18 protein-coding genes and 3 pseudogenes are annotated in these 18,249 nt (G+C 74.1%); 13 read left to right on the plus strand and 8 right to left on the minus strand.

Annotated elements, in window-relative coordinates:
• Window positions 1–5: 5 nt before the first annotated feature.
• Both ACWC9T_RS08025 and ACWC9T_RS08030 read right to left on the minus strand, forming a co-directional pair.
• Window positions 6–524 carry a universal stress protein gene (locus ACWC9T_RS08025; protein WP_449820207.1) on the minus strand — a complete coding sequence of 173 codons (519 nt, stop codon included), beginning with the start codon at window positions 522–524 and terminating at the stop codon, window positions 6–8.
• 131 nt (window positions 525–655) lie between these two features.
• A complete protein-coding gene (locus ACWC9T_RS08030) occupies window positions 656–1,237 on the minus strand; it encodes a hypothetical protein (RefSeq protein WP_449820208.1) in 582 nt (193 codons plus the stop codon).
• 115 nt (window positions 1,238–1,352) lie between these two features.
• Between ACWC9T_RS08030 and ACWC9T_RS08035 the strand changes: the two genes are divergently transcribed.
• The 4 genes from ACWC9T_RS08035 to ACWC9T_RS08050 all read left to right on the plus strand — a co-directional run bounded on the left by ACWC9T_RS08035 (window position 1,353) and on the right by ACWC9T_RS08050 (window position 4,523).
• Complete coding sequence (locus ACWC9T_RS08035; protein ID WP_449820209.1) at window positions 1,353–1,994, plus strand: alpha-ketoglutarate-dependent dioxygenase AlkB; 642 nt, start codon at window positions 1,353–1,355, stop codon at window positions 1,992–1,994.
• 70 nt (window positions 1,995–2,064) lie between these two features.
• Window positions 2,065–2,823 carry a VOC family protein gene (locus ACWC9T_RS08040; RefSeq protein WP_449820210.1) on the plus strand — a complete coding sequence of 253 codons (759 nt, stop codon included), beginning with the start codon at window positions 2,065–2,067 and terminating at the stop codon, window positions 2,821–2,823.
• A gap of 52 nt (window positions 2,824–2,875) precedes the next feature.
• A complete protein-coding gene (locus ACWC9T_RS08045) occupies window positions 2,876–3,481 on the plus strand; it encodes a DUF7691 family protein (RefSeq protein ID WP_449820211.1) in 606 nt (201 codons plus the stop codon).
• A gap of 295 nt (window positions 3,482–3,776) precedes the next feature.
• Window positions 3,777–4,523: an alpha/beta hydrolase family protein gene (locus ACWC9T_RS08050; RefSeq protein WP_449820212.1), complete on the plus strand. Its 747-nt coding sequence runs from the start codon at window positions 3,777–3,779 to the stop codon at window positions 4,521–4,523.
• Window positions 4,524–4,631: 108 nt separating this feature from the next.
• On the opposite strand, the gene ACWC9T_RS08055 is transcribed toward ACWC9T_RS08050, so the two are convergent.
• Together ACWC9T_RS08055 and ACWC9T_RS08060 are read right to left on the minus strand one after the other, a co-directional pair.
• Window positions 4,632–5,156 carry a universal stress protein gene (locus ACWC9T_RS08055; protein WP_449820213.1) on the minus strand — a complete coding sequence of 175 codons (525 nt, stop codon included), beginning with the start codon at window positions 5,154–5,156 and terminating at the stop codon, window positions 4,632–4,634.
• Window positions 5,157–5,338: 182 nt separating this feature from the next.
• A complete protein-coding gene (locus ACWC9T_RS08060) occupies window positions 5,339–6,010 on the minus strand; it encodes a TetR/AcrR family transcriptional regulator (RefSeq protein WP_449820214.1) in 672 nt (223 codons plus the stop codon).
• Between the two features lie 154 nt (window positions 6,011–6,164).
• Here ACWC9T_RS08060 and ACWC9T_RS08065 point away from each other — a divergent pair.
• Window positions 6,165–6,380, plus strand: a pseudogene (locus tag ACWC9T_RS08065) (MOSC domain-containing protein); the annotation flags it as partial.
• A 79-nt stretch (window positions 6,381–6,459) separates the two neighbouring features.
• Here ACWC9T_RS08065 and ACWC9T_RS08070 read toward each other — a convergent pair.
• Window positions 6,460–6,852: a ribonuclease gene (locus ACWC9T_RS08070; protein ID WP_449820215.1), complete on the minus strand. Its 393-nt coding sequence runs from the start codon at window positions 6,850–6,852 to the stop codon at window positions 6,460–6,462.
• Window positions 6,853–7,143: 291 nt separating this feature from the next.
• Between ACWC9T_RS08070 and ACWC9T_RS08075 the strand changes: the two genes are divergently transcribed.
• Window positions 7,144–8,682: a carboxyl transferase domain-containing protein gene (locus tag ACWC9T_RS08075; protein WP_449820216.1), complete on the plus strand. Its 1,539-nt coding sequence runs from the start codon at window positions 7,144–7,146 to the stop codon at window positions 8,680–8,682.
• Window positions 8,683–9,138: 456 nt separating this feature from the next.
• The gene (locus tag ACWC9T_RS08080; RefSeq protein WP_449820217.1) at window positions 9,139–9,534 is read left to right on the plus strand and encodes an aggregation-promoting factor C-terminal-like domain-containing protein; all 396 of its coding nucleotides are present in this window, start codon (window positions 9,139–9,141) and stop codon (window positions 9,532–9,534) included.
• Window positions 9,535–9,744: 210 nt separating this feature from the next.
• Here ACWC9T_RS08080 and ACWC9T_RS08085 read toward each other — a convergent pair whose 3' ends face one another.
• Window positions 9,745–10,203 (minus strand): HD domain-containing protein, encoded by a 459-nt coding sequence (locus tag ACWC9T_RS08085; protein WP_449820218.1) that lies wholly within the window; start codon window positions 10,201–10,203, stop codon window positions 9,745–9,747.
• Window positions 10,204–10,357: 154 nt separating this feature from the next.
• Between ACWC9T_RS08085 and ACWC9T_RS08090 the strand changes: the two genes are divergently transcribed.
• Entirely contained in the window at window positions 10,358–11,284 is a 927-nt protein-coding gene (locus ACWC9T_RS08090) for an AEC family transporter (protein WP_449820219.1), read from the plus strand.
• A 6-nt stretch (window positions 11,285–11,290) separates the two neighbouring features.
• Here the strand turns inward: ACWC9T_RS08090 and ACWC9T_RS08095 are convergent, their stop codons facing one another.
• Complete coding sequence (locus ACWC9T_RS08095) at window positions 11,291–11,728, minus strand: MarR family winged helix-turn-helix transcriptional regulator (protein ID WP_449820258.1); 438 nt, start codon at window positions 11,726–11,728, stop codon at window positions 11,291–11,293.
• A gap of 141 nt (window positions 11,729–11,869) precedes the next feature.
• Here ACWC9T_RS08095 and ACWC9T_RS08100 point away from each other — a divergent pair, with 141 nt between their 5' ends.
• On the plus strand, window positions 11,870–12,736 hold the full coding sequence (locus ACWC9T_RS08100) for an alpha/beta fold hydrolase (RefSeq protein WP_449820220.1): 867 nt from the start codon (window positions 11,870–11,872) through the stop codon (window positions 12,734–12,736).
• Window positions 12,737–13,641: 905 nt separating this feature from the next.
• Here ACWC9T_RS08100 and ACWC9T_RS08105 read toward each other — a convergent pair.
• Window positions 13,642–13,905, minus strand: coding sequence for a dsRBD fold-containing protein (locus ACWC9T_RS08105; RefSeq protein WP_396251516.1), 264 nt, complete (start codon window positions 13,903–13,905; stop codon window positions 13,642–13,644).
• 403 nt (window positions 13,906–14,308) lie between these two features.
• Between ACWC9T_RS08105 and ACWC9T_RS08110 the strand changes: the two are divergent.
• The 4 genes and pseudogenes from ACWC9T_RS08110 to polX all read left to right on the plus strand — a co-directional run bounded on the left by ACWC9T_RS08110 (window position 14,309) and on the right by polX (window position 18,224).
• A pseudogene (locus tag ACWC9T_RS08110) lies at window positions 14,309–15,327 on the plus strand (DMT family transporter).
• 8 nt (window positions 15,328–15,335) lie between these two features.
• Window positions 15,336–15,521: pseudogene (locus ACWC9T_RS08115) on the plus strand (DUF6629 family protein); the annotation flags it as partial.
• 186 nt (window positions 15,522–15,707) lie between these two features.
• A complete protein-coding gene (locus tag ACWC9T_RS08120) occupies window positions 15,708–16,397 on the plus strand; it encodes a hypothetical protein (RefSeq protein ID WP_449820261.1) in 690 nt (229 codons plus the stop codon).
• Window positions 16,398–16,448: 51 nt separating this feature from the next.
• Window positions 16,449–18,224, plus strand: coding sequence for a DNA polymerase/3'-5' exonuclease PolX (polX, locus tag ACWC9T_RS08125; protein ID WP_449820221.1), 1,776 nt, complete (start codon window positions 16,449–16,451; stop codon window positions 18,222–18,224).
• Window positions 18,225–18,249: the final 25 nt, after the last annotated feature.

Below are 18,249 nucleotides of genomic sequence, written 5' to 3' on the forward strand. Positions count from 1 at the left end.
GACCGTCAGGCCGCGATGAGCTCCCGCAGGTCGATGCCGCGGTGCAGCGCGCGCAGGTCATCGTGCAGGGTGGACGGCGGGACGACGAGCACGCCGCACGGCGCGTGGTCGAGGCAGTAGCGGCTGACCGAGCCGCGCACCAGTCGGCGCAGCCGCCCGCGCGCCGAGCCGTGGCGACCGGCGCTGATCACCAGCAGGTCGCCCGGCCGGTCGGCCAGCTCGGCCAGCACCCGGCCGGCCTCGCCGCGCATGACCAGCGGCCGCACCGGCACGCCGACCGGCAGACCGCCGAAGGCCTGCTCCAGCGCGCGATCCAGCCGGGCCTCGGCGGCGTCCCGCCAGGCGCGGAGCAGCGGCGGGCACGGCCGGGCACGGTAGTTGCGCTCTCCGCCGACCGGGGTCCAGGCGAGCACCGGGACCAGCACGGCCCGCCGGGCCCGGGCCTCCTCGGCCGCCCGGTGCAGGGCGGTGAGACTGTGCAGCGAACCGCTGACTCCGACGATGACGCGCGCGACGTCCGACATGATCCTTCGCTTTCCGATACCAAGGCTGTTCCGTGTCTGCGATTATGCTGCCACTACCTCGCCTCAACCTGCAAATCAAAGGTATTAACTGAATATCGCCTTGTTTCGCCCATTGAACGGCTCGACTGCCCCTACCTCGGTCGGACCTCCTGCAACAGCCCCCAGGTGAAGTCGGCCGTACACGAGCACACCCGCCCGTCCACGTCCGGCGCCTCGAAGTCCAGCTGGAACCGGTTCGGCGCGCTCCCCTCACGCGGCCGGGCCCCCGGGAAGGCGGTGCCCACGTCGGCCACCACACAGCTCCACGGCACCAGGTCGGCCAGCGTCCGCAGTTCGGGCGCGGGGGCGCCCGCCGCCCGGACCAGCCACTCGTTCAGCAGTGGCACGCCCATCTCGGCCGGGCCGAGCAGGATCTCGAAGCGCAGCTCCGGCCAGAGCGGCAACGCCCACTGCCGCGCCACGCACGCCAGATCCCCGATCCGGCGCGGCAGGCCCGCCTCCGCCGGCCCGAGCACGGCGGTGTACCGGGCGGCGCCATGCGGGAACCGGGGCGCGCGGACCATCGCCTGCCAGCGCTTGTTCGCCTCCCGCATCAAGGCACGGGTGGCGCCGAGCCGCCGCACCGCGTCCTCGACAAGGTCGGGGCGGTAGTCGGCCATCCGGCGCAGCAGAACGAGCTGGAACTCGGTGACCCCGAAGCCGTTGATCGCCATACCGGCAGGCTAGGACCTGTCCCGACACCCAGGCCCGGCACCCGGGCCTCCGGGGTTCTCCGAGGCCGCAGGCAATGTTCGAGCACGTGTTCGATTATGGGCGTACGCTGGCCCCATGCACAGCGCCGTCCACCTCCAGCCCTCGCTGTTCGACGACGCCGACACCGGGGACATCCGCCTCGGCCGGTTCGACGGCCTGCGGCGGCTGGTGCTCGGCGACGGCGCCTGGCTGGACGTGCTGCCCGGCTGGCTGCACGGAGCGGACCGGCTGTTCGAACAGCTGGCCGCGACCGTGCCCTGGCGGGCCGAGCGGCGCGAGATGTACGAACGGATGGTCGACGTGCCGCGACTGCTCGCCTCCTATCCGGCGGAGGCCGAGCCGCCGCACCCCGTCCTCGGCGAGGCCCGGACGGCACTGAGCCGGCACTACGCGAAGGAGCTGGGCGAGCCGTTCCGCACCCTCGGGCTCTGCTACTACCGGGACGGCCGGGACAGCGTGGCCTGGCACGGCGACCGGATCGGGCGGGGCGCCCGCGAGGACACCATGGTGGCGATCCTGTCGGTCGGCGAGCCGCGCATCCTGGCGCTGCGGCCGCGGTTCGGCGGCGGAGCCGTCGTCCGCCGGCCGCTCGGCCACGGGGACCTCGTGGTGATGGGCGGCTCCTGCCAGCGCACCTGGGAGCACGCGATTCCGAAGACGGCCCGCCCGGTGGGCCCGCGGATCAGCATCCAGTTCCGGCCGCGCGGGGTCGCCTGAGGCCCCGCTTGCCACCCGCCGGTCGGGCGCGGAGGCTGGCGGGTGGGGCCGACGGCACCAGGAGGGCGGTATGCCGAAAGCGGGCAGGTACCGCGAGGGCGTCCCGTGCTGGGTCGCGCTGACGACCCCGGACATCCTGCGGGCGGAGCGATTCTACGGCGCGCTGTTCGACTGGGAGTTCGTCCCGACCGGCCCCGGCGAGGCGGTCGCCACCCGGTACGGCGCCCAGGTCGCGGCGATCACCGCGTCACCCGTCGCCCCGGCCGCCGCCTGGACCACCTACCTCGCCTGCGCCGACCTGCACCGCACCACCGCGCAAATCCGGGCCGCCGGCGGCCGGATCACCCGCGAGCCGTACGAGGTGCCCGACCAGGGCCGCGCCGCCCTCGCCGTCGACCCGCTCGGCGCGCCCTTCGGTCTCTGGCAGGGCGAGGCCGTCGAGGGCGCCGGACTGGTCAACGAGCCGGGCACGCCCACCTGGAACGAGCACCTCTCCCCCGACCCGGACGCCGCCCGCGCCTTCTACCACCGCGCCTTCGGCTACGGCTACGACCGCCCCCGCGCCGGCCACACCCTCGCCCGGGTCGCGGGCCTGCCCGCCTGCAGCATCGGCCCCTCCGGCGCGCCGCAGGCCACGGCCGTCTGGCGCATCCAGTTCGGGACGGCCGACGCCGACCGCACCGCAGCCCGACTCCGCACCCTCGGCGGCACCGTCCTCACCGACCCCGAACCCACACCCTTCGGCCGCTCGGCGCTGGTCCGGGACGGCGCCGGCGCGGAGTTCGTCCTGATCGCCGTCCCACCCGACGAGTCCGCGGAGGCCGCCTGAGATGACCGGGGCCCGTGAGCGGACTGTCCGTCACTGCCGCTACGGTGCCCCCATGAGTTCCTTCCTGACCGCGTACCTGACCAACCTCGAGGGCAAGCACGCCCTGGCCGGCTGCGCCAGCGAGGACGTGCTCGAAGAGGTGCGCGGGTTCTTCGGCACCGATCTGGACCGCGCCGACCAGGAGTTCGCCGACCAGATCGCGGACGGCGCCCCCACCGCCTACGAGGCGCTGCGCGCGGTGGTGCACGGCGGGCCGTTCGACAAGGAGCACGCGTTCCAGTACGGCTACGCGTACCAGCGCCTCTGCAGGATCGACGCGTCCGTCCTCGACAGCCGCTCCTTCGGCCCCTTCCGGGGCCTGTGGCTGGACGAGGTCGACCACGGCCTGCGCGCGTACGGCGTCACCGCCGTCTCGGTCTCGGACTTCCAGTACGGCAGCGGCTTCCCCGCCGAACTCCCCTACTGCGCCGAGGTGTCCTGCGGCGAGTGGTCTCCCGAGCAGTGCCGGGAGGCGCTGCGGCAGTTCGAACTCGCCGAGCGCGAGGGCCGCACGCCGACGCTGGAGCGCGAGGTGGCCGAGGCCGTCGCGGAGGTCCTCGGCTGGCTCCGCGGGGCGCAGGAGGTCGAGGAGTACGGGGTCATCGGCTTCGTCGACTGAGCCCGCCCGGAACGCGCCGCCTGCGCCCTGCAAAGCCTTTCGGGACTTCTCGTCTCCGACGAACTCCGGCTTCGCGCCGACCTCGCCCGGGAACGCGGACGGGGCCCGATACCCGAGCAGGTACCGGACCCCGTCCGACAGTGGAGCGCCAGGCCCGGGTTGCACGGACTCTCCCTACTGAAAGTAGGACGTGCTCTGGTAGCACCGCTGACGCCTGACGAGGAATCATCTCCCTCGCGACAGGAAGTACAGTACCAGCTCCGTGATCAGGCACCGAATCGGAGGCGAACCCGGCATGACGAGCACTCGACCTGAGGTCGTTCCGTACGCGGACGGACGGCTGCTGGACGTCCACCGCCCGACCGCCGGCGCTGCCGGGCCCGCCCCGGTCGTGCTGCTCTGGCACGGCTCGGGCCCCGACGAGCGCGACGTGATGGGAACGCTCGCCCAGGAGGCCGCTGGGCTCGGCCTGCTGGTGCTCGTCCCGGACTGGCGCTCCGACCGCGAGGACGGCGGCCGCGCCGAGCTGCTCGCCTCCCTCGCCTTCGCCCGCCGCAACGCCGGTGCGTACGGCGGGGACCCGGAGCGCTTCGTCCTGGCCGGCTGGTCGCTCGGCGGCCGGGAGGCGATCGCCGTGGCGACCCACCCCGGCACCCCCGCCGAGCTGCGTCCCGCCGCCGCCGTCGGCATCGCCTCCGCCTACGGCCGCCCGGCCGCCACCACCGGCGACCGCCCGCTGGACCTGCTCGCCGCGAGCCCCTCCCCCGTCCCTATCCGGCTGGTGCACGGGACGGCGGACGAGGTGGTTCCGGCGGAGCTCACCCGCCAATTGCACGCCGTGGTACCGACGGCCGAGTTGCTCGAACTCCCCACCGACCACGCCGGCGTGATCATGACCACCTATAGCCCCGACGCCAAGCGCTGCCTCCCCGCCACGGACCCCGACACCCTGACCGCCGGCCGCCGGACCGCCGCCGTCCTCGCCCGGGCCGCCGGACTGCCGTGGCCGGATCGCCGTGGCCGAACCGTCGCGGCCGGCTGACATGGCGGGTACGCCCGGACCTCCATCCGCTCTGGCCGCTGCGCCGGATCACGCCGCCGCCCGCACCGCGGGACACCGACCGTAGGACGGGTCCGCCGGCCGCAGGGCTCAGTTCCCCGCCACCAACTCCCGCAGCCCGTACCCGCGTTCCAGAGCCTCCAGGTCCCGCTGGAGCGGCGGCCGCGGCACGGTCAGCACCGGGCAGGTGGCGTGCCGCACGCAGTAGGCGGTGACCGACGGCCGGATCAGCCGGGACAGGCACCCGCGCTCGCGGCCCGCGCCGAGCACCAGGACGTCCCCGGGCCGGTCGGCGCAGCGCACCAGGCTGTGGCCGGTCTCCCCGCGGACGGCCTGGCAGCGCAGCCGGGCGCCGGCATGGCGCCCGGCGAAGGCCTCGTCGAGCGCCTGCCTCAGCCGTGCGACGGCGGCGTCGCGGCCAGCGTTGAGCACCGGCGGGCAGACGGAGTGGCGGTATCCGAGTTCGTCGCCGGGCGGGGTCCAGCAGAGCACCGCGAGCACCTCTACGTCCACGCGCCGGGCCTCGGCGACCGCGTGGTGGAGGGCAGCGAGGCTGCCGAGTGAGCCGCTGACGCCGACCACGATCCGGCCCCCGTCCGCACCCGTGTCCGCCATGGCCCGCCCCTTGCCTCTCCGCCCGCGTCACCGATCCGAACCGAACCGTGTCGTCCGCACCCGACCGGTCCGTGCTGTGCCACCCCAGCAAAGCCGCCGACACCCGCTCGGCCCCGCCCGTTGACACGGCTCTGACGCCGCGCCCGACGTTCCGTACGCGTCCCTGATGCGCGTGGGGCCCGTCAGGCCTCCGGCGGCTCCGCCTCCCACAGGTCGGCGAACATCCGGTCCAGGTGCTCCTCGCCGATCGGCGGGACCGGCAGCGGGTGGGTGGCCTGCGCGCGGAAGCCGTCCAGCAGCAGGGCGAGGTAGCGGCGCCAGAGGTCGGGGCGCAGCTCGGTGGCGGCGGGCAGGGCGCGGCAGAGCGGGCCGAGCAGGAAGAGCAGGTCCATGGTGACGACGTCGCGCCGCATGGTGCCCTGCTCCTGGGCGCGGGCGATCAGGGCGCCGACGGTGGCGGCGTGCCCGCGGCTGATCTCGATCATGCCGGGGATGGTGGGGATGGCCTGGGTGACCAGGTCGTTGATGCCCCGGTCGGCAGCGACGAGTTCGAAGATCCACCCGAGGTAGCGTTCCAGTCCGGTCCAGGCGTCCTCGGCGGCGAGCGCCTCCTCCCCCGCCGCGGCCAGACCGGCCCCGGCGTCCGCGAAGACCTCGGCGATCAGCGCCTCGCGGGTCGGGAAGTGCCGGTAGAGGGTGGCGTTGCCGACTCCGGCCTCCTTGGCGATCTGGTCCAGGGGGGCGTCGAGGCCGTGGCGGGAGAACATGTCGTGGGCGGCGGCGAGCAGCAGGTCGCGGTTGCGCTGCGCGTCGCGCCGGAGCCGTCCCGGGGGGTTCGCGCTGCTCAGTGCCATGCCCCGACCCTAGCAACCGGGCGGCCGCCCGGCGTTCAGCGGCTCGACACCCGCATCGACGACCGCTCCGGGCCGACAACCACCCCAAGGGGAAACGGAGAGGTCGGATCCGAAACGGCCGGAGGGTACGGGGGATTGATGGCCACGGGGTTGGGGGTACACCAAGCTGGCGATCCGCTGCGCGGTGACGCTGGTGGACCAGTCGACCGGCGCCAAGGCCGGTCCGGAGCCGCTGCGCACGCTGGCCCGCTACCGTCGCGCGGCGGCCGGCGGGGTGGCGTTCGGCAGCAAGTTCGCGGTGCTGCGGCCGGGCACGCTGCGGGTCGGGGACGAGCTGGCGGTGAGCGCCTGGGGGCCGTCCGAACTGTAGGGCGCGCCCTGGACCGTTCCCGGTGCGACCGTGGCCCCGGCGGGGAAGTCCGCCGGGGCCACGGTCGTGCCGGGAGGTGTCAGCAGGTCTGGTCGATCAGGGAGAACGTGGCGTAGTGGTCGCCGGTGTAGTAGTCCTCCTGGTCCTGCTGGCCGGTCACGATCCGGCGGGCGCCGCGGGTCGGGGCGCCCGGGGTGATGACGGTGTACTCGTGGTAGTACCCGTAGGACTGGCTGGGCAGGACGCTGCCTCTGTTCTGGAACACCACGCCGTCCTGCGAGTACGGGAACGGCCCGTCGGTGGCGATCAGGTTGAGGGTGTCCGTGGCCTCCGGCGGAAGGGTGGACAGGCACACCGTGCCGCTCACGTCGGCGTGCGCGTCGGTGGCGACGGCAACGGGGGCGAGGGTCATCATGGCGACGGCGGTGATGGCGGCGGCGCGGGTCTTCCACGCGCGTAGAGTGTGGATCATGCTCATTAGTGTGGCGGGCCACCGACAACTCCGGAAGCCCTCAGTCAACTTTTTACCCACGGGTAACTCACCCGTTCCACCAGCGACTTCACCCGTAGGCCCACTCCCGGAGCCACCTTCCCCGTAGCCGTCCACGAACCGTCCGCGCCACCCTTGAGTCGACCGCCGTCGAACTATCGAGAGCGGCCCTGTCGGCCTGCTCACACCTTCACGGCCCGTCCACGACGCGCCGCCGACGCCGCATAGAGTGGCGCACCTTGTCGGGTCGGAACGATCTCTGACGGAGTGGACATGGGTACGGGAGCGGGCACTTCGCTGACGGCGCACCAGCTGATCGGACTGCTGGTCGACCCGGGCGGCTTCCGCAGCTGGGACGAACCTCCGGCCGGGCCGCTCGCCGACCCCGAGTACCGCGCCTCACTCGACCGGGCCCGCGGACGCACCGGCCTGGACGAGGCCGTGCTCACCGGCCTCGGCCTGATCGGCGGACGGCCGGTCGCCCTGGTCGCCTCCGAGTTCGACTTCCTCGGCGGCTCGATCGGCGTCGCCACCGCCGAACGGATCACCCGGGCCGTCGAGCGCGCCACCGCCGAGCGGCTGCCACTGCTCGCCCTGCCGGTCTCCGGCGGCACCAGGATGCAGGAGGGCTCGGCGGCCTTCCTCTGCATGCTCCGCATCACCGCCGCCGTCCAGGCGCACCGCGCGGCCGGCCTCCCCTACCTCACCTATCTGCGCAACCCCACCATGGGCGGGGTCTTCGCCTCCTGGGGCACGCTCGGCCAGCTGGTCCTCGCCGAGCCCGGCGCCCGGCTCGGCTTCCTCGGCCCGCGGGTCTACGAGGAGCTGCGCGGCGTGGAGCTGCCGGCGGACGTCCAGCGGGCGGAGACGCTGGCCGAGCACGGGCTGGTGGACGCCGTGGTGCCACCGCAGGAGCTGCGCGAGCTGCTCCGCCGCACGCTCACCGTCCTCGGCCCGACCTCTCCCCCTCGTACGGACGCGCGTACGGACGCCGCTCACGTCGAGGAGGTCGAGGCCGACGAGCGCCCCGACGCCTGGGACTCCGTCCGCCGCACCCGCCGCCCCGACCGCCCCGGCACCCGCGAGCTGCTCCGCCGCACCGCCGAGGAGTTGGTACTGCTGGACGCGCCCGGCGGCCGCGGCGGCGCGCTGGTCCGGGCCCTCGCCGTACTCGGCGGCCGGCCCGTCCTGGTCGTCGGCCAGCAGCGGCAGAGCCCGGAGCACGAGCGCCCCTTCACCGCCGCCGACCTGCGGGCCGTCCGCCGCAGCGCCCGGCTCGCCGAACAGCTGGGGCTGCCGCTGGTCACCGTGGTGGACACGGCCGGGGCCGAGCTCTCCGCCCGGGCCGAGCTGGACGGGATCGCGGTGGAGATCGCGCGCTGTCTGACCACGCTGCTCGCGCTGCGCACGCCCGTCCTCGCCGTCCTGCTCGGCCAGGGCTCCGGCGGCGGCGCGCTGGCGCTGCTCCCGGCCGACCGCGTACTCGCCGCCGGGCACGCCTGGCTCGCGCCGCTGCCGCCGGAGGGCGCCTCGGCGATCGTCCACCGGGACGGCGAGCACGCCGCCGAGCTGGCCCGCGCCCAGGGCATCGGCGCGCACCACCTGGCGGAGGTCGGACTGGTGGACCAGGTGGTCCCGGAGCTGCCGGACGCCACCGAGGAGCCGGAGGCCTTCTGCGCCCGGATGGGAGCCGCCATCGGTACGGCGCTCGATGCCCTGGCCGCCACCGGGGAGACGGACCGGCTCGCGGCCCGGGCCGCCCGGCACCGACGGCTGGGCGACGTTCGGCGAGGCGACGCCTCCGGGCCGTGACGCCGCGGTGTGGCGCCGGGCACAGATCGTCTGTACCCAAAGTGGCGCGGCCGGACCGTCCCGTGACAGCCGCCGCGCCCAAACAGTGAGTGCGCTCACAGGCGAATCGAACCTACGACGGGCGGTAGTGGTGGCTCCCGGGTACTTGACAGGCGACCGTCCGGGACGCCGCCCGGTCGACGCCCTCCCAGCTCAGCACCGGTCCGGGCACCCACCGCCGCCGCCCCTTCGAATCCACGGCGCCCGCCGCGCGTACGACCGGGCGTCGTAACCAGAGGGTCTTGGCGACGGCCTCCCCGGTCTGACAACAATGACTCTCGTCGTCAGCCGCACCGGCCCCTGTCCCGCCGGTGAACGGTTTGCCGCCGAGTCACGCCCACCACCGCAACAGCCCTGTCCGGCCGCGGTCCCGGGTGGGGCGTGACTCGGCCCAACCTGATTGAGGTCCTGCCCTACATGCCCGCTTTCAAGCTCCGTATGCGCACCTCCGCCGCGATTCTCGCTGGCACCGCCGGTCTGACCGCCCTGGGCGCGGCTCTGGTGCCCGCCACCGCGAACGCCGCCACCGTGTCCCCGAAGACCATCGCCGCCCAGATCGTCCCAGCGAACCAGCTGGCCTCGTTCAGCCACATCATCTTCCACGAGTCCAGCTGGAACGTGCACGCGACCAACCCGAGCTCGGGCGCCTACGGGCTGGGCCAGGCCCTGCCGGCCTCCAAGATGGCCTCCGCGGGTAAGGACTGGAGGACCAACCCGCGCACCCAGATCAAGTGGGCGCTGAACTACATGAACACCCGCTACGGCAGCCCGAACGCCGCCTGGGCCTTCTGGCAGACCCACCACTGGTACTAAGCCGACCGACCACCGGCGTACCGACTCCCACCCGCCTCCTGACCACTCCTCCCTCACCCCGGGGGTCGGACAGGGACCACCGGGGTGACCCGAGAGGGCCCGGGCCCGCGCGATCCGCGTGGCCCGGGCCCTCCCGTGGTTTCGTGCCACTCACAGCTCCCCGGTTCGGGGCTCTCCGGTTTCACGGCTCCCGATTCACAGCCCGCCGGTTCACAGCTCCCCGGTGAGCCCGAGCAGTTCGCGCATCCGCGCGTACTTGGCGGCCAGCCGCTCGGCGGTCGCCCGGTCCAGCGACGCCAGCCGGGCCGGGTTGGAGTTGTGCGCCAGATCGGCCCGCTTGACCAGCAGCGCGCCGGGCGTGGCCAGGATGCGCGCGGTGTACTCCTCCACCGGCTCGTCCGGGCGCCGGGTGAGCGCGTCCACGATCGCCTTGGTCTCCGCCGGCAGCGCGGCCGCCGCCAGCCACGCCCGGCTCAGCCGGTCGTCCTCGACGGTGTCGTGCAGCCAGCCCGCCGCGATCTGCGCCTCGCTCCCGCCACGTGCGGCCGCCCCGGCGGCGACCGCCGCGATGTGCTCGCTGTACGGGTGCCCGTTCTTGTCGACCTGCCCCTGGTGGGCGCGACGCGCGACGGCCTCCACCTCGGACAGGCTCAGATACTGCTGCTCCACCGGCTCATCGTAGGCCCGTGATCCTCACGGTGGCGGCTGCTGGTTTACTGCCCTGGGGCTCCGACCGCGCCCAGGCCTCACCGCCCCGGGGGTTGACGGCTCTCTGGCCCCCGCCGCCGCACCGGGCGGACCCGTCCGAGCGACCCGAGGAACCATGCCATCCCTGCATCCGCTGCTGTCCGGCTTCGCCCCGATCTGGGTCCTGACCGGGATCGGCTACCTCGTCGGCCGCACCGGTCTGCTCGGGCCGCAGGCCGAGGTGGTGCTGAACCGGTTCGTCTTCCACGTCGCGATGCCGGCCGCGCTCTTCCTGATGATCGCCCGCACCCCGCTGGACCGTTTCGCCAACCCCTCGATGCTCGCCTTCGCGGCCGGCACCGCCGTCGCGACCGGCCTCGGCCTGCTCGCCGGACGCCTGCTCTTCCGACGCAAGCCCGGCGAACTGGCCATCGGCGCGATGGCCTCCGGCTACGTCAACTCCGCCAACCTCGGCATACCCGTGACCCTGCAGGTCCTCGGCGACGCCTCCTTCGTCGCACCCGTGGTGCTGTTCCAGATCCTGCTGGTCACCCCCGCCGTCCTCGCCGTCCTGGACAGCGGCGCGGCCGGCCGCCGGGCCCTGCTCACCCTGCCGCTGCGCAACCCGATCCTGCTCGCCACCGCACTCGGCGCCCTCGTCTCCCGGACCGGGCTGCACCTGCCCGCCGAGCTGAACCGTTCCGGCGAACTGCTCGGCGGCGCCGGAGTACCCACCGCCCTGATCGCCCTCGGGATGTCCCTGCACAACCGCCCGCCCGCCGACGGCCGTTCGCGCCGCACCGAGGTCGGGCTGACCGTCGCGGTCAAGACCCTGGTCCAGCCGCTCGCCGCCCTCGCCGTGGCGGGCCCGCTGCTCCACCTGCCGCCCCATCAGCTGCTCACCGTGGTGCTCTTCTCCGCGCTGCCGACGGCGCAGAACGTTTACACCTACGCCCGCGAGTACGGGCAGGGCTCCGTCCTCGCCCGGGACGCGGTGCTCTGGTCGACGCTGGTGTCGATGGCGACCCTGTCCGTCATCAGCTGGGCCCTCGGACCCGCGTAGCCCGTCTCAACTCCCGCCCCGGGCGGCGGCCACGACAGCGGTCATCGCCTCCAGAAAGCGCCGGGCCGTCGCCAGCTCCGCCGGGTCGAACCGGCCCATCTCCGTCGCCAGGTCCCCGATCAGGCCGCCGAAGAAGCCCTGCCCCAGTTCCATCGCCCCCTCCTCCACCACCAGCCGGACCTTCCGCCGGTCCTGCGGATCGCGCTCACGGCGGATCAGCCCGAGCCGCTCCAGCCGGTCCACCAGCCCGGTGGTCCCCGCCGAGTTCAACCGCAGCGCTTCCCCGAGCCGCCCCGGGGTGACCACCTCCCCCGCCCGGGCAGCGTCCAGCAGGTGGATCAGCGCCCGCAGATCGGTCGGATGCAGACCGTTGCGGGCCGCGAACTCGGCCCCGAACAGGTCGAGTTCGACCGTCAGACCGCGCAGCAGATGGACCAGCCGCATCGGCTCCTCAACCTCGGACACCCTGTCGTCCTTCCTCGGGCAGTCGCATGCCATTATTCTCTTGTTCAGCGAGATAGTCGCCCAACAAGTGATTCATTATCCGACCCGGTCGGTGATCACGTCACACTGCGGAGGCCCATCATGTCCAGCCGCACCGCCCCCTTCCTCGCCGCCTACGACGCCTTGCTCGCCCGCTGGCCCGTCCCGGTCGAACCCCTCGCCGTCCGCACCCCGCACGGCACCACCCGGATCAACGCCTGCGGCCCCACCGGCGGCCGCCCGCTCGTCCTCCTCCACGGCGGCGGCGCCACCTCCACCATGTGGTTCGCCAACGTCGGCGCCTGGGCCGAGGCCGGCCACCGCGTCCTCGCCGTCGACCTCATCGGCGACCCGGGCCGCAGCATTCACGACGGCGCCGCACTCCGCGACCTCCCCGGCCTGCTCGGCTGGCTGGACGCCGTCCTCGACCAACTCGACGTCCCCGAGGCCGACTTCTGCGCCCATTCCTACGGCGCCTGGATCGCCCTGCAGTACGCCCTGCACGCCCCCGCCCGGGTCGGCCGCCTCGCCCTCCTCGACCCCACCCAGTGCTTCACCGGCTTCCGCCCGGGCTACCTCCTACGCACACTCCCCCTCTTCCTCCCCCGCCGCACTCCGGCCCGCGCCCGCTCCTACCTCGACTGGGAATCCGCCGGCGGCCACGGCCTCGACCCCGCCTGGCGCGACCTGTACGCCCTCGGTTACGCCGACTTCCCCGCCTCCCCCGTCATCACCGGCGCCCGCCCCGCCCCCGCCCGCCTCCACAGCCTCACCACCCCCCTCCTCGTCCTCTACGCCGCCAACTCCCGCCCCCACAACCCCCACCACACCGCCGAAGCCACCCGCCGCGCCGTCCCCCACGCCACCATCGCCATCCTCCCGGACACCTCCCACCACCCCCTCCCCACCGCCGCCGCCCCGGAGGTCAACCGCCGCGTCCTGAACTTCCTGCGCCCCACCCGCCCCTGACCCGGCCCCGGCCCCGGCCCCGGCCCCGGCAGCAGCATCACAACGAGCCGAGCAAACGCCCCAAACCGACGCCGCCGCGCCCTACGCGCTCCTTCACCGCGTCACCGCGCCTCGAAGCCCGCCTGGAAGTCGGCGGGTCCGACTTCCCACGCAGGAGGACGTTCGGCCGCCCTCGACCGATCAGCGGCGTCGTGCCCCTGCCTGTTCATCCGGTGGCTCGTGGAGTAGACCGCGGGGAGGGGGTGCCGTCATCGGTGTCGGACGACTGGGGTCGGATCGAACCGCTGCTGCCGGTGCGGCAACGGCGGCTGCGGACTTCGACGAGTACCGCAGCCTGCCGTGGAAGCGGGGCATCAAGCCGATCACCGCCCGCCGGAGCATGCCGCGCGGCTCCGATCTCGGAGCCGCGCTACCGCGTACAGCGCATCTGCGACGGCCCCTCGTCAGTCGCGCGTCATCGGCCCGCGCGGCCTGGGGTCGGCGGCTGTGGCACCGCACCGCCCGACGACCGCACCGCCGAACTCGGCCCCGAGTACTACGTCGGGCGCCTCGCGGACGGGCCGCCCGAGGGGTACCGGGTCTGGGAGGCGGCGGTGCGCGCGGCCGCCGAGCGGCTGGGGCGCGACGCGGCGCCGGTCCGGTAGTCCACGGAGCAAGCGAGCGGGCGGCGGCCGGAAACCGACCGACCTATCAAGTATCTTGGTGCACACGACACTTGGCACTGGCTGACTATGCCCCCAGCCGCCCCACTGCCACCCACTTCGGCGGGCAGCCATGCCCGACCAGCCGCCAACCCCTGGAGCTGAGCCGGTCCCCGTTGTACCCGGGTCGGGCGGCCGCGCCTGCACGGCCGCCCTGGCCCCTCGGAAAGGCCGATGAGTCGATGAGGCGGAGAGCCGCCGAGGTCAGTAGATCAGGTAGCCCGGGCGGTGCCCCTCGTCCTCGATCTCCCCGGTGGCCTGGGCCCGCAGCTTGCGGGACAGTTCCTCCAGCGCGCGGGAGGCCGCGTACTCCTCGCCGATCCTGGCGAGCGGACGGTCCTCCGCGCTCTTCACTGCCTCGCCGTGCGCGCTCAGGCCCGGCGCCCTCGCACCGACCAGCCTGGCGTTGCACGCCGTGTGCACGCCGTCCTCCTCGAAGCTCAGCTCCACGTCCCACTGGTTGTGCATGCCACACCTCCTGGCGCCGGCCCCCGTCGCGCCTGTCGGGACCGGCACGGACGGAGGGCCCGTGGCGGCCGCTCACACCAGCGTGCGCCTGCCCCACCCGTAGCGGCAAGCGCGGCCGTTGCGACGCCCGAGCCACCGTGCACCTGGTCCCGCGGCCGGTCCGGCACCCGGGAGCCGGACCGGACCCGCCCGCCCCGCGCGCCAGCGGTGTCGCCAGCCCGAGCCGCAGTGCCGCCGCCTCCCGGGCCGCCTTCCCTCTCCCGGGCCCCGAGCCACGGTCTTCCCGCGTCCGACCGGCCTGGTCGGCGCCCCGGCGGTACGCTGACGGAAGCGCGCCGCGACCGCCGACCGCACCCGGACCCGCCGGCGCGGCGCGGGGCAGCGACAACCTGGTGGTCCCTCCGTGGCGGTCTTCTTCCTTGCCCTCAGCGCGGCCTGCTGTCTGGGACTCGGCTTCGTCCTCCAGCAGCACGCGGCGCAGCGGGCCCCCCGTTCCGACCTGCTGCACTGGCGTCTGCTGCTGGACCTGATGCGGATGCCCGAGTGGCTGCTCGGCACCGGGTTCATGGTCAGCGGACTGCTCCTTTCCGCGCTCGCGCTCAACCAGGGCCAGGTGTCCCTGGTCGAGCCGCTGCTGGCGACCAACCTGCTCTTCGCCATGGCGCTCTCCCGGGTGCTGACCCGTCAGACGCTGGGCCGCTCCGGCTGGGCCGGGGTGCTGCTGCTCGGCCTCGGGGTGACGGCGTTCATCGTGGCCGGGCAACCCACCGGGGGCGGGCCACCGGCCGCCCCCGGTGGCCCGCCCCCGGGGGCGGGCCACCGGCCGGGGAGCTGCGGCACTGGCTGGTGGTCGGCACGGTGGTCGGGCTGACCCTGCTGCTGGTCTCGCTCGCCAGGCGGCTGCCGTTGTTCGAGGAGGCCACGCTGCTGGCACTCGCCGCCGGGCTGCTCTACGGCCTGCAGGACGCGCTGACCCGCACCACCACCCAGCACCTCGGCCATGAGGGCTTGGCAGCGGTGCTGCGCACCTGGCAGCCGTACGCGGTGGTGGCGGCGGGCGTGATCGGACTGCTGCTGGTGCAGAGCGCCTTCGAGGCCGCGCCGCTGCGGATGTCCCTGCCCGCGTTGACCGCCGCCCAGCCGCTGGCCGGGATCGCCTGCGCGGTCGGCTTCCTCGGCGACCGGCTGCGGGTGACCCCGGGCGCGCTGGCCTGGCAGGCGGCCGGGCTGCTGGCCATCGTGATCGGGGTGATCGTGATCGGACGGCACCCGGCAATGCCGGGCAGCGTCCGGGACACCCTGGAGAGCGTCGGGGCGTTGCCGGAGGACGAGCCCGGGGACGAGGGCGAGCAGGACCGGGACGCGAAGGGCCGGGACGGGAAGGACAGGAACTCGAAGGGCCAGGACAGGACGGGCGAGTAGGCGAACCGATGTGCTGGAGCGCGCCGGCGGATGCCGTGGTCGGCGGGTGGTCGCGGGCGTCGGGGTGGTGCGCCTGGTCCGTGTTCGACGCTCCCGCCGACCGCAGCGGTTACCGCCTTGCCGCGCTCCCGCTGGTGCTGGGCGTGCATCAGCTGGTCGAAGCGCTGGTCTGGCTCGGTTTGCGGTGGGGCGGAGGGCCCCGCCGGTCGGCGGGTGCCCGACCTGCCGCTCGGCGGGGGCCGGTGCCCGGTTTGCGTCCCGAAGCCGGATTGTCACCCGGGCGGAGGAAGCGCACGCTGGCAGCAGGGCCCGGGAAGCGGCCCGCCCCGGTCGGCCGCGGAACCGATGACGGCCGCCGGTCAGGCACGAGGGGCAGGGCGATGGCACGCGGGAAGCTCTGGGGCTACGTCGCTTCGGGAGCCCGGGCGCTCGGCGCGCTCGGCGGCGCGGGCGGCACCGACCGCATGGGAGTCGAGGTCACGCCGGAGGGCCTCGGCCAGGTCCCTCCGGTCGCGATGGCCTCACCCCGGCCACTCTCCCGCACCGAGATGGAGCGGCTGCGCTGGACCGGTCGGCACGCCGGGTGCGAGCCGCAGGCGCGGCACGTCCAGGTCGCCGAGGTGGTGCGCCGGGTGGTGCGCGGCGGTGGCCGGGCGGCGGCGGTCACGGTCCGGGTGGCGCCCGGGCTGCCGGTGGTGGCCGGGGACGCCCGGCGGATGGAGGCCGCGATAGCCGGGCTGGTCGACCACGCGATCCGGCGCAGCCCGCTGGGCGGCCGGGTGCTGGTCCAGGCCGAGGCCGCGCGCACCGGCCCGACGGCCCCCCGGGCGGCGCCCGGGCGGAGTACCACGGCGCGCCAGCGGGAGCGGGTGGAGATCCGGATCTCCGACCGCGGGTCGTACGAGCCGCCCGAGGCCCGCGAATGGCTGCTGGCGGGCGTACGCGCCACCGGGCCGGTGGGCCCGGCGTTGCACGGCCTGGTGCTCGCGGCAGGGGGCCGGCTCGCGGTCGAGCCCACTCCCGGCGGCGGCCTGACCGTGGTCCTGCTGCTGACGGTCGCGTACGACTGACCGACCGCCCGCCGCACGGCGAGCAGCGGCCGCCGAACCTAGACTTGCCCCATGCCCCGGCTCAACGACCAGGTCAGGGAGCTGCTCCAGGAGTACGCCGACCTGATCAACATCACCGGCGAGGACGCCTTCCGGGCCCGCGCCTACGAGAAGGCCGCCCGCGCGGTCGGCGGCCACCCCGAGGACCTGGCCGACCTGGACGTCAAGGGGCTGCAGCAGATCCCCGGCGTCGGCAAGTCCACCGCCGAGAAGATCACCGAGTACCTCGCCACCGGAAAGATGGCCGCCCTGGAGACTCTGCGCGCCAGGATCCCGTCCGGCGTACGGGAGATGATGGCCGTCCCCAGCGTGGGCCCCAAGCGCGCCCTCTCCCTCTACCGCGACCTCGGCATCGCCTCGGTCGACGAACTCGCCGAGGCCGTCCGCGCCGACAGGCTGTCCGGCCTGGCCGGGTTCGGCGAGCGCAGCGGCGAGAAGATCCTGCACGGCATCGAACTGATGCGGCAGTCCGGCGGCCGGACCCTGCTCGACACCGCCACCGAACTGGCCGAGCAGCTGGTCGAGGCGCTCTCCGCCGTCCCCGGCTGCACCCGTTGCGCGTACGCGGGTTCGCTGCGCCGGATGCGCGAGACGGTGGGCGACATCGACGTCCTGGCGACCGCCGCCGACTCCGCTCCGCTGATGGCCGCTCTCACCGAACTCCCGTACGTGACCGAGGTGATCGCGAGCGGGCCGACCAAGACCTCGGTCCGCACCGCCCAGGGCGTCCAGGTGGACCTGCGGGTCGTCCCCGAGGAGGACTGGGGTGCGGCGCTGGTCTACTTCACCGGGTCGAAGGCGCACAACATCAAGCTGCGCACGATGGCGGTGCGGGCCGGGCTGAAGCTCTCCGAGTACGGCCTGTTCGAAGTCGACGGCGGAGCCGGGAAGGACCGCAAAGCGAAGACGGGCGGCAAGGAGGAGGGCGCCAAGGTCGTCTCGGAGACCGAGGACGAGGTCTACGCCGCGCTCGGCCTCCCCTGGATCCCCCCGACACTGCGCGAGGACCGGGGCGAGGTCGAGGCCGCGCTGAACGGTGAGCTCCCGGACCTCATCCAGGAGTCGGATCTGCGCGGCGACCTGCACACCCACACCGACCTGACCGACGGACTGGCCACCCTCACCGAGATGATCGACACGGCGGCCGAGCGCGGCTACTCCTACTACGCCGTCACCGACCACGCGCCGGACCTGGTGATGCAGCGGATGACCGACGAGAAGATGCTGGCCCAGCGCGAGCAGTTGCACCAACTGGCCGACCGCCACCAGAAGTTGCGCCTTCTGCACGGCACCGAGCTGAACATCGGCCCGGACGGCGGGGTGGACTGGCCGCCCGAGTTCCTGGCCGGCTTCGACGTCTGCGTGGCCTCCGTGCACTCGCACTTCACCCTCGACCGCGCCGCCCAGACCCGCCGGTTGATCCGCGCCTGTGAGAACCCGTACGTGCACGTCATCGGCCACCTCACCACCCGCCTGATCGGCCGGCGCGGGCCGATCGACGTCGACCTGGACGCGGTGTTCGCGGCTGCGGCGCGCACCGGCACCGCGATCGAGATCAACAGCTCCCCGCAGCGGCTCGACCTGCGAGACGAGGACATCCTGCGGGCCAAACGGCACGGCGTGCGCTTCTCGATCGACAGCGACGCGCACGCCACCGGCCACCTCGCCTACCCGCGCTTCGGCATCGGCACGGCGCAGCGCGGTTGGCTCACCACCGAGGACGTGATCAACGCCTGGACGTGGCAGAAGTTGAAGCGCTTCCTTCGCAAGGACGCCCTGCGCGAGTAGCCGGCCCGGCGCACGTAGGCGGCCC

This window comes from Kitasatospora sp. NPDC001159 (genome assembly GCF_053598235.1).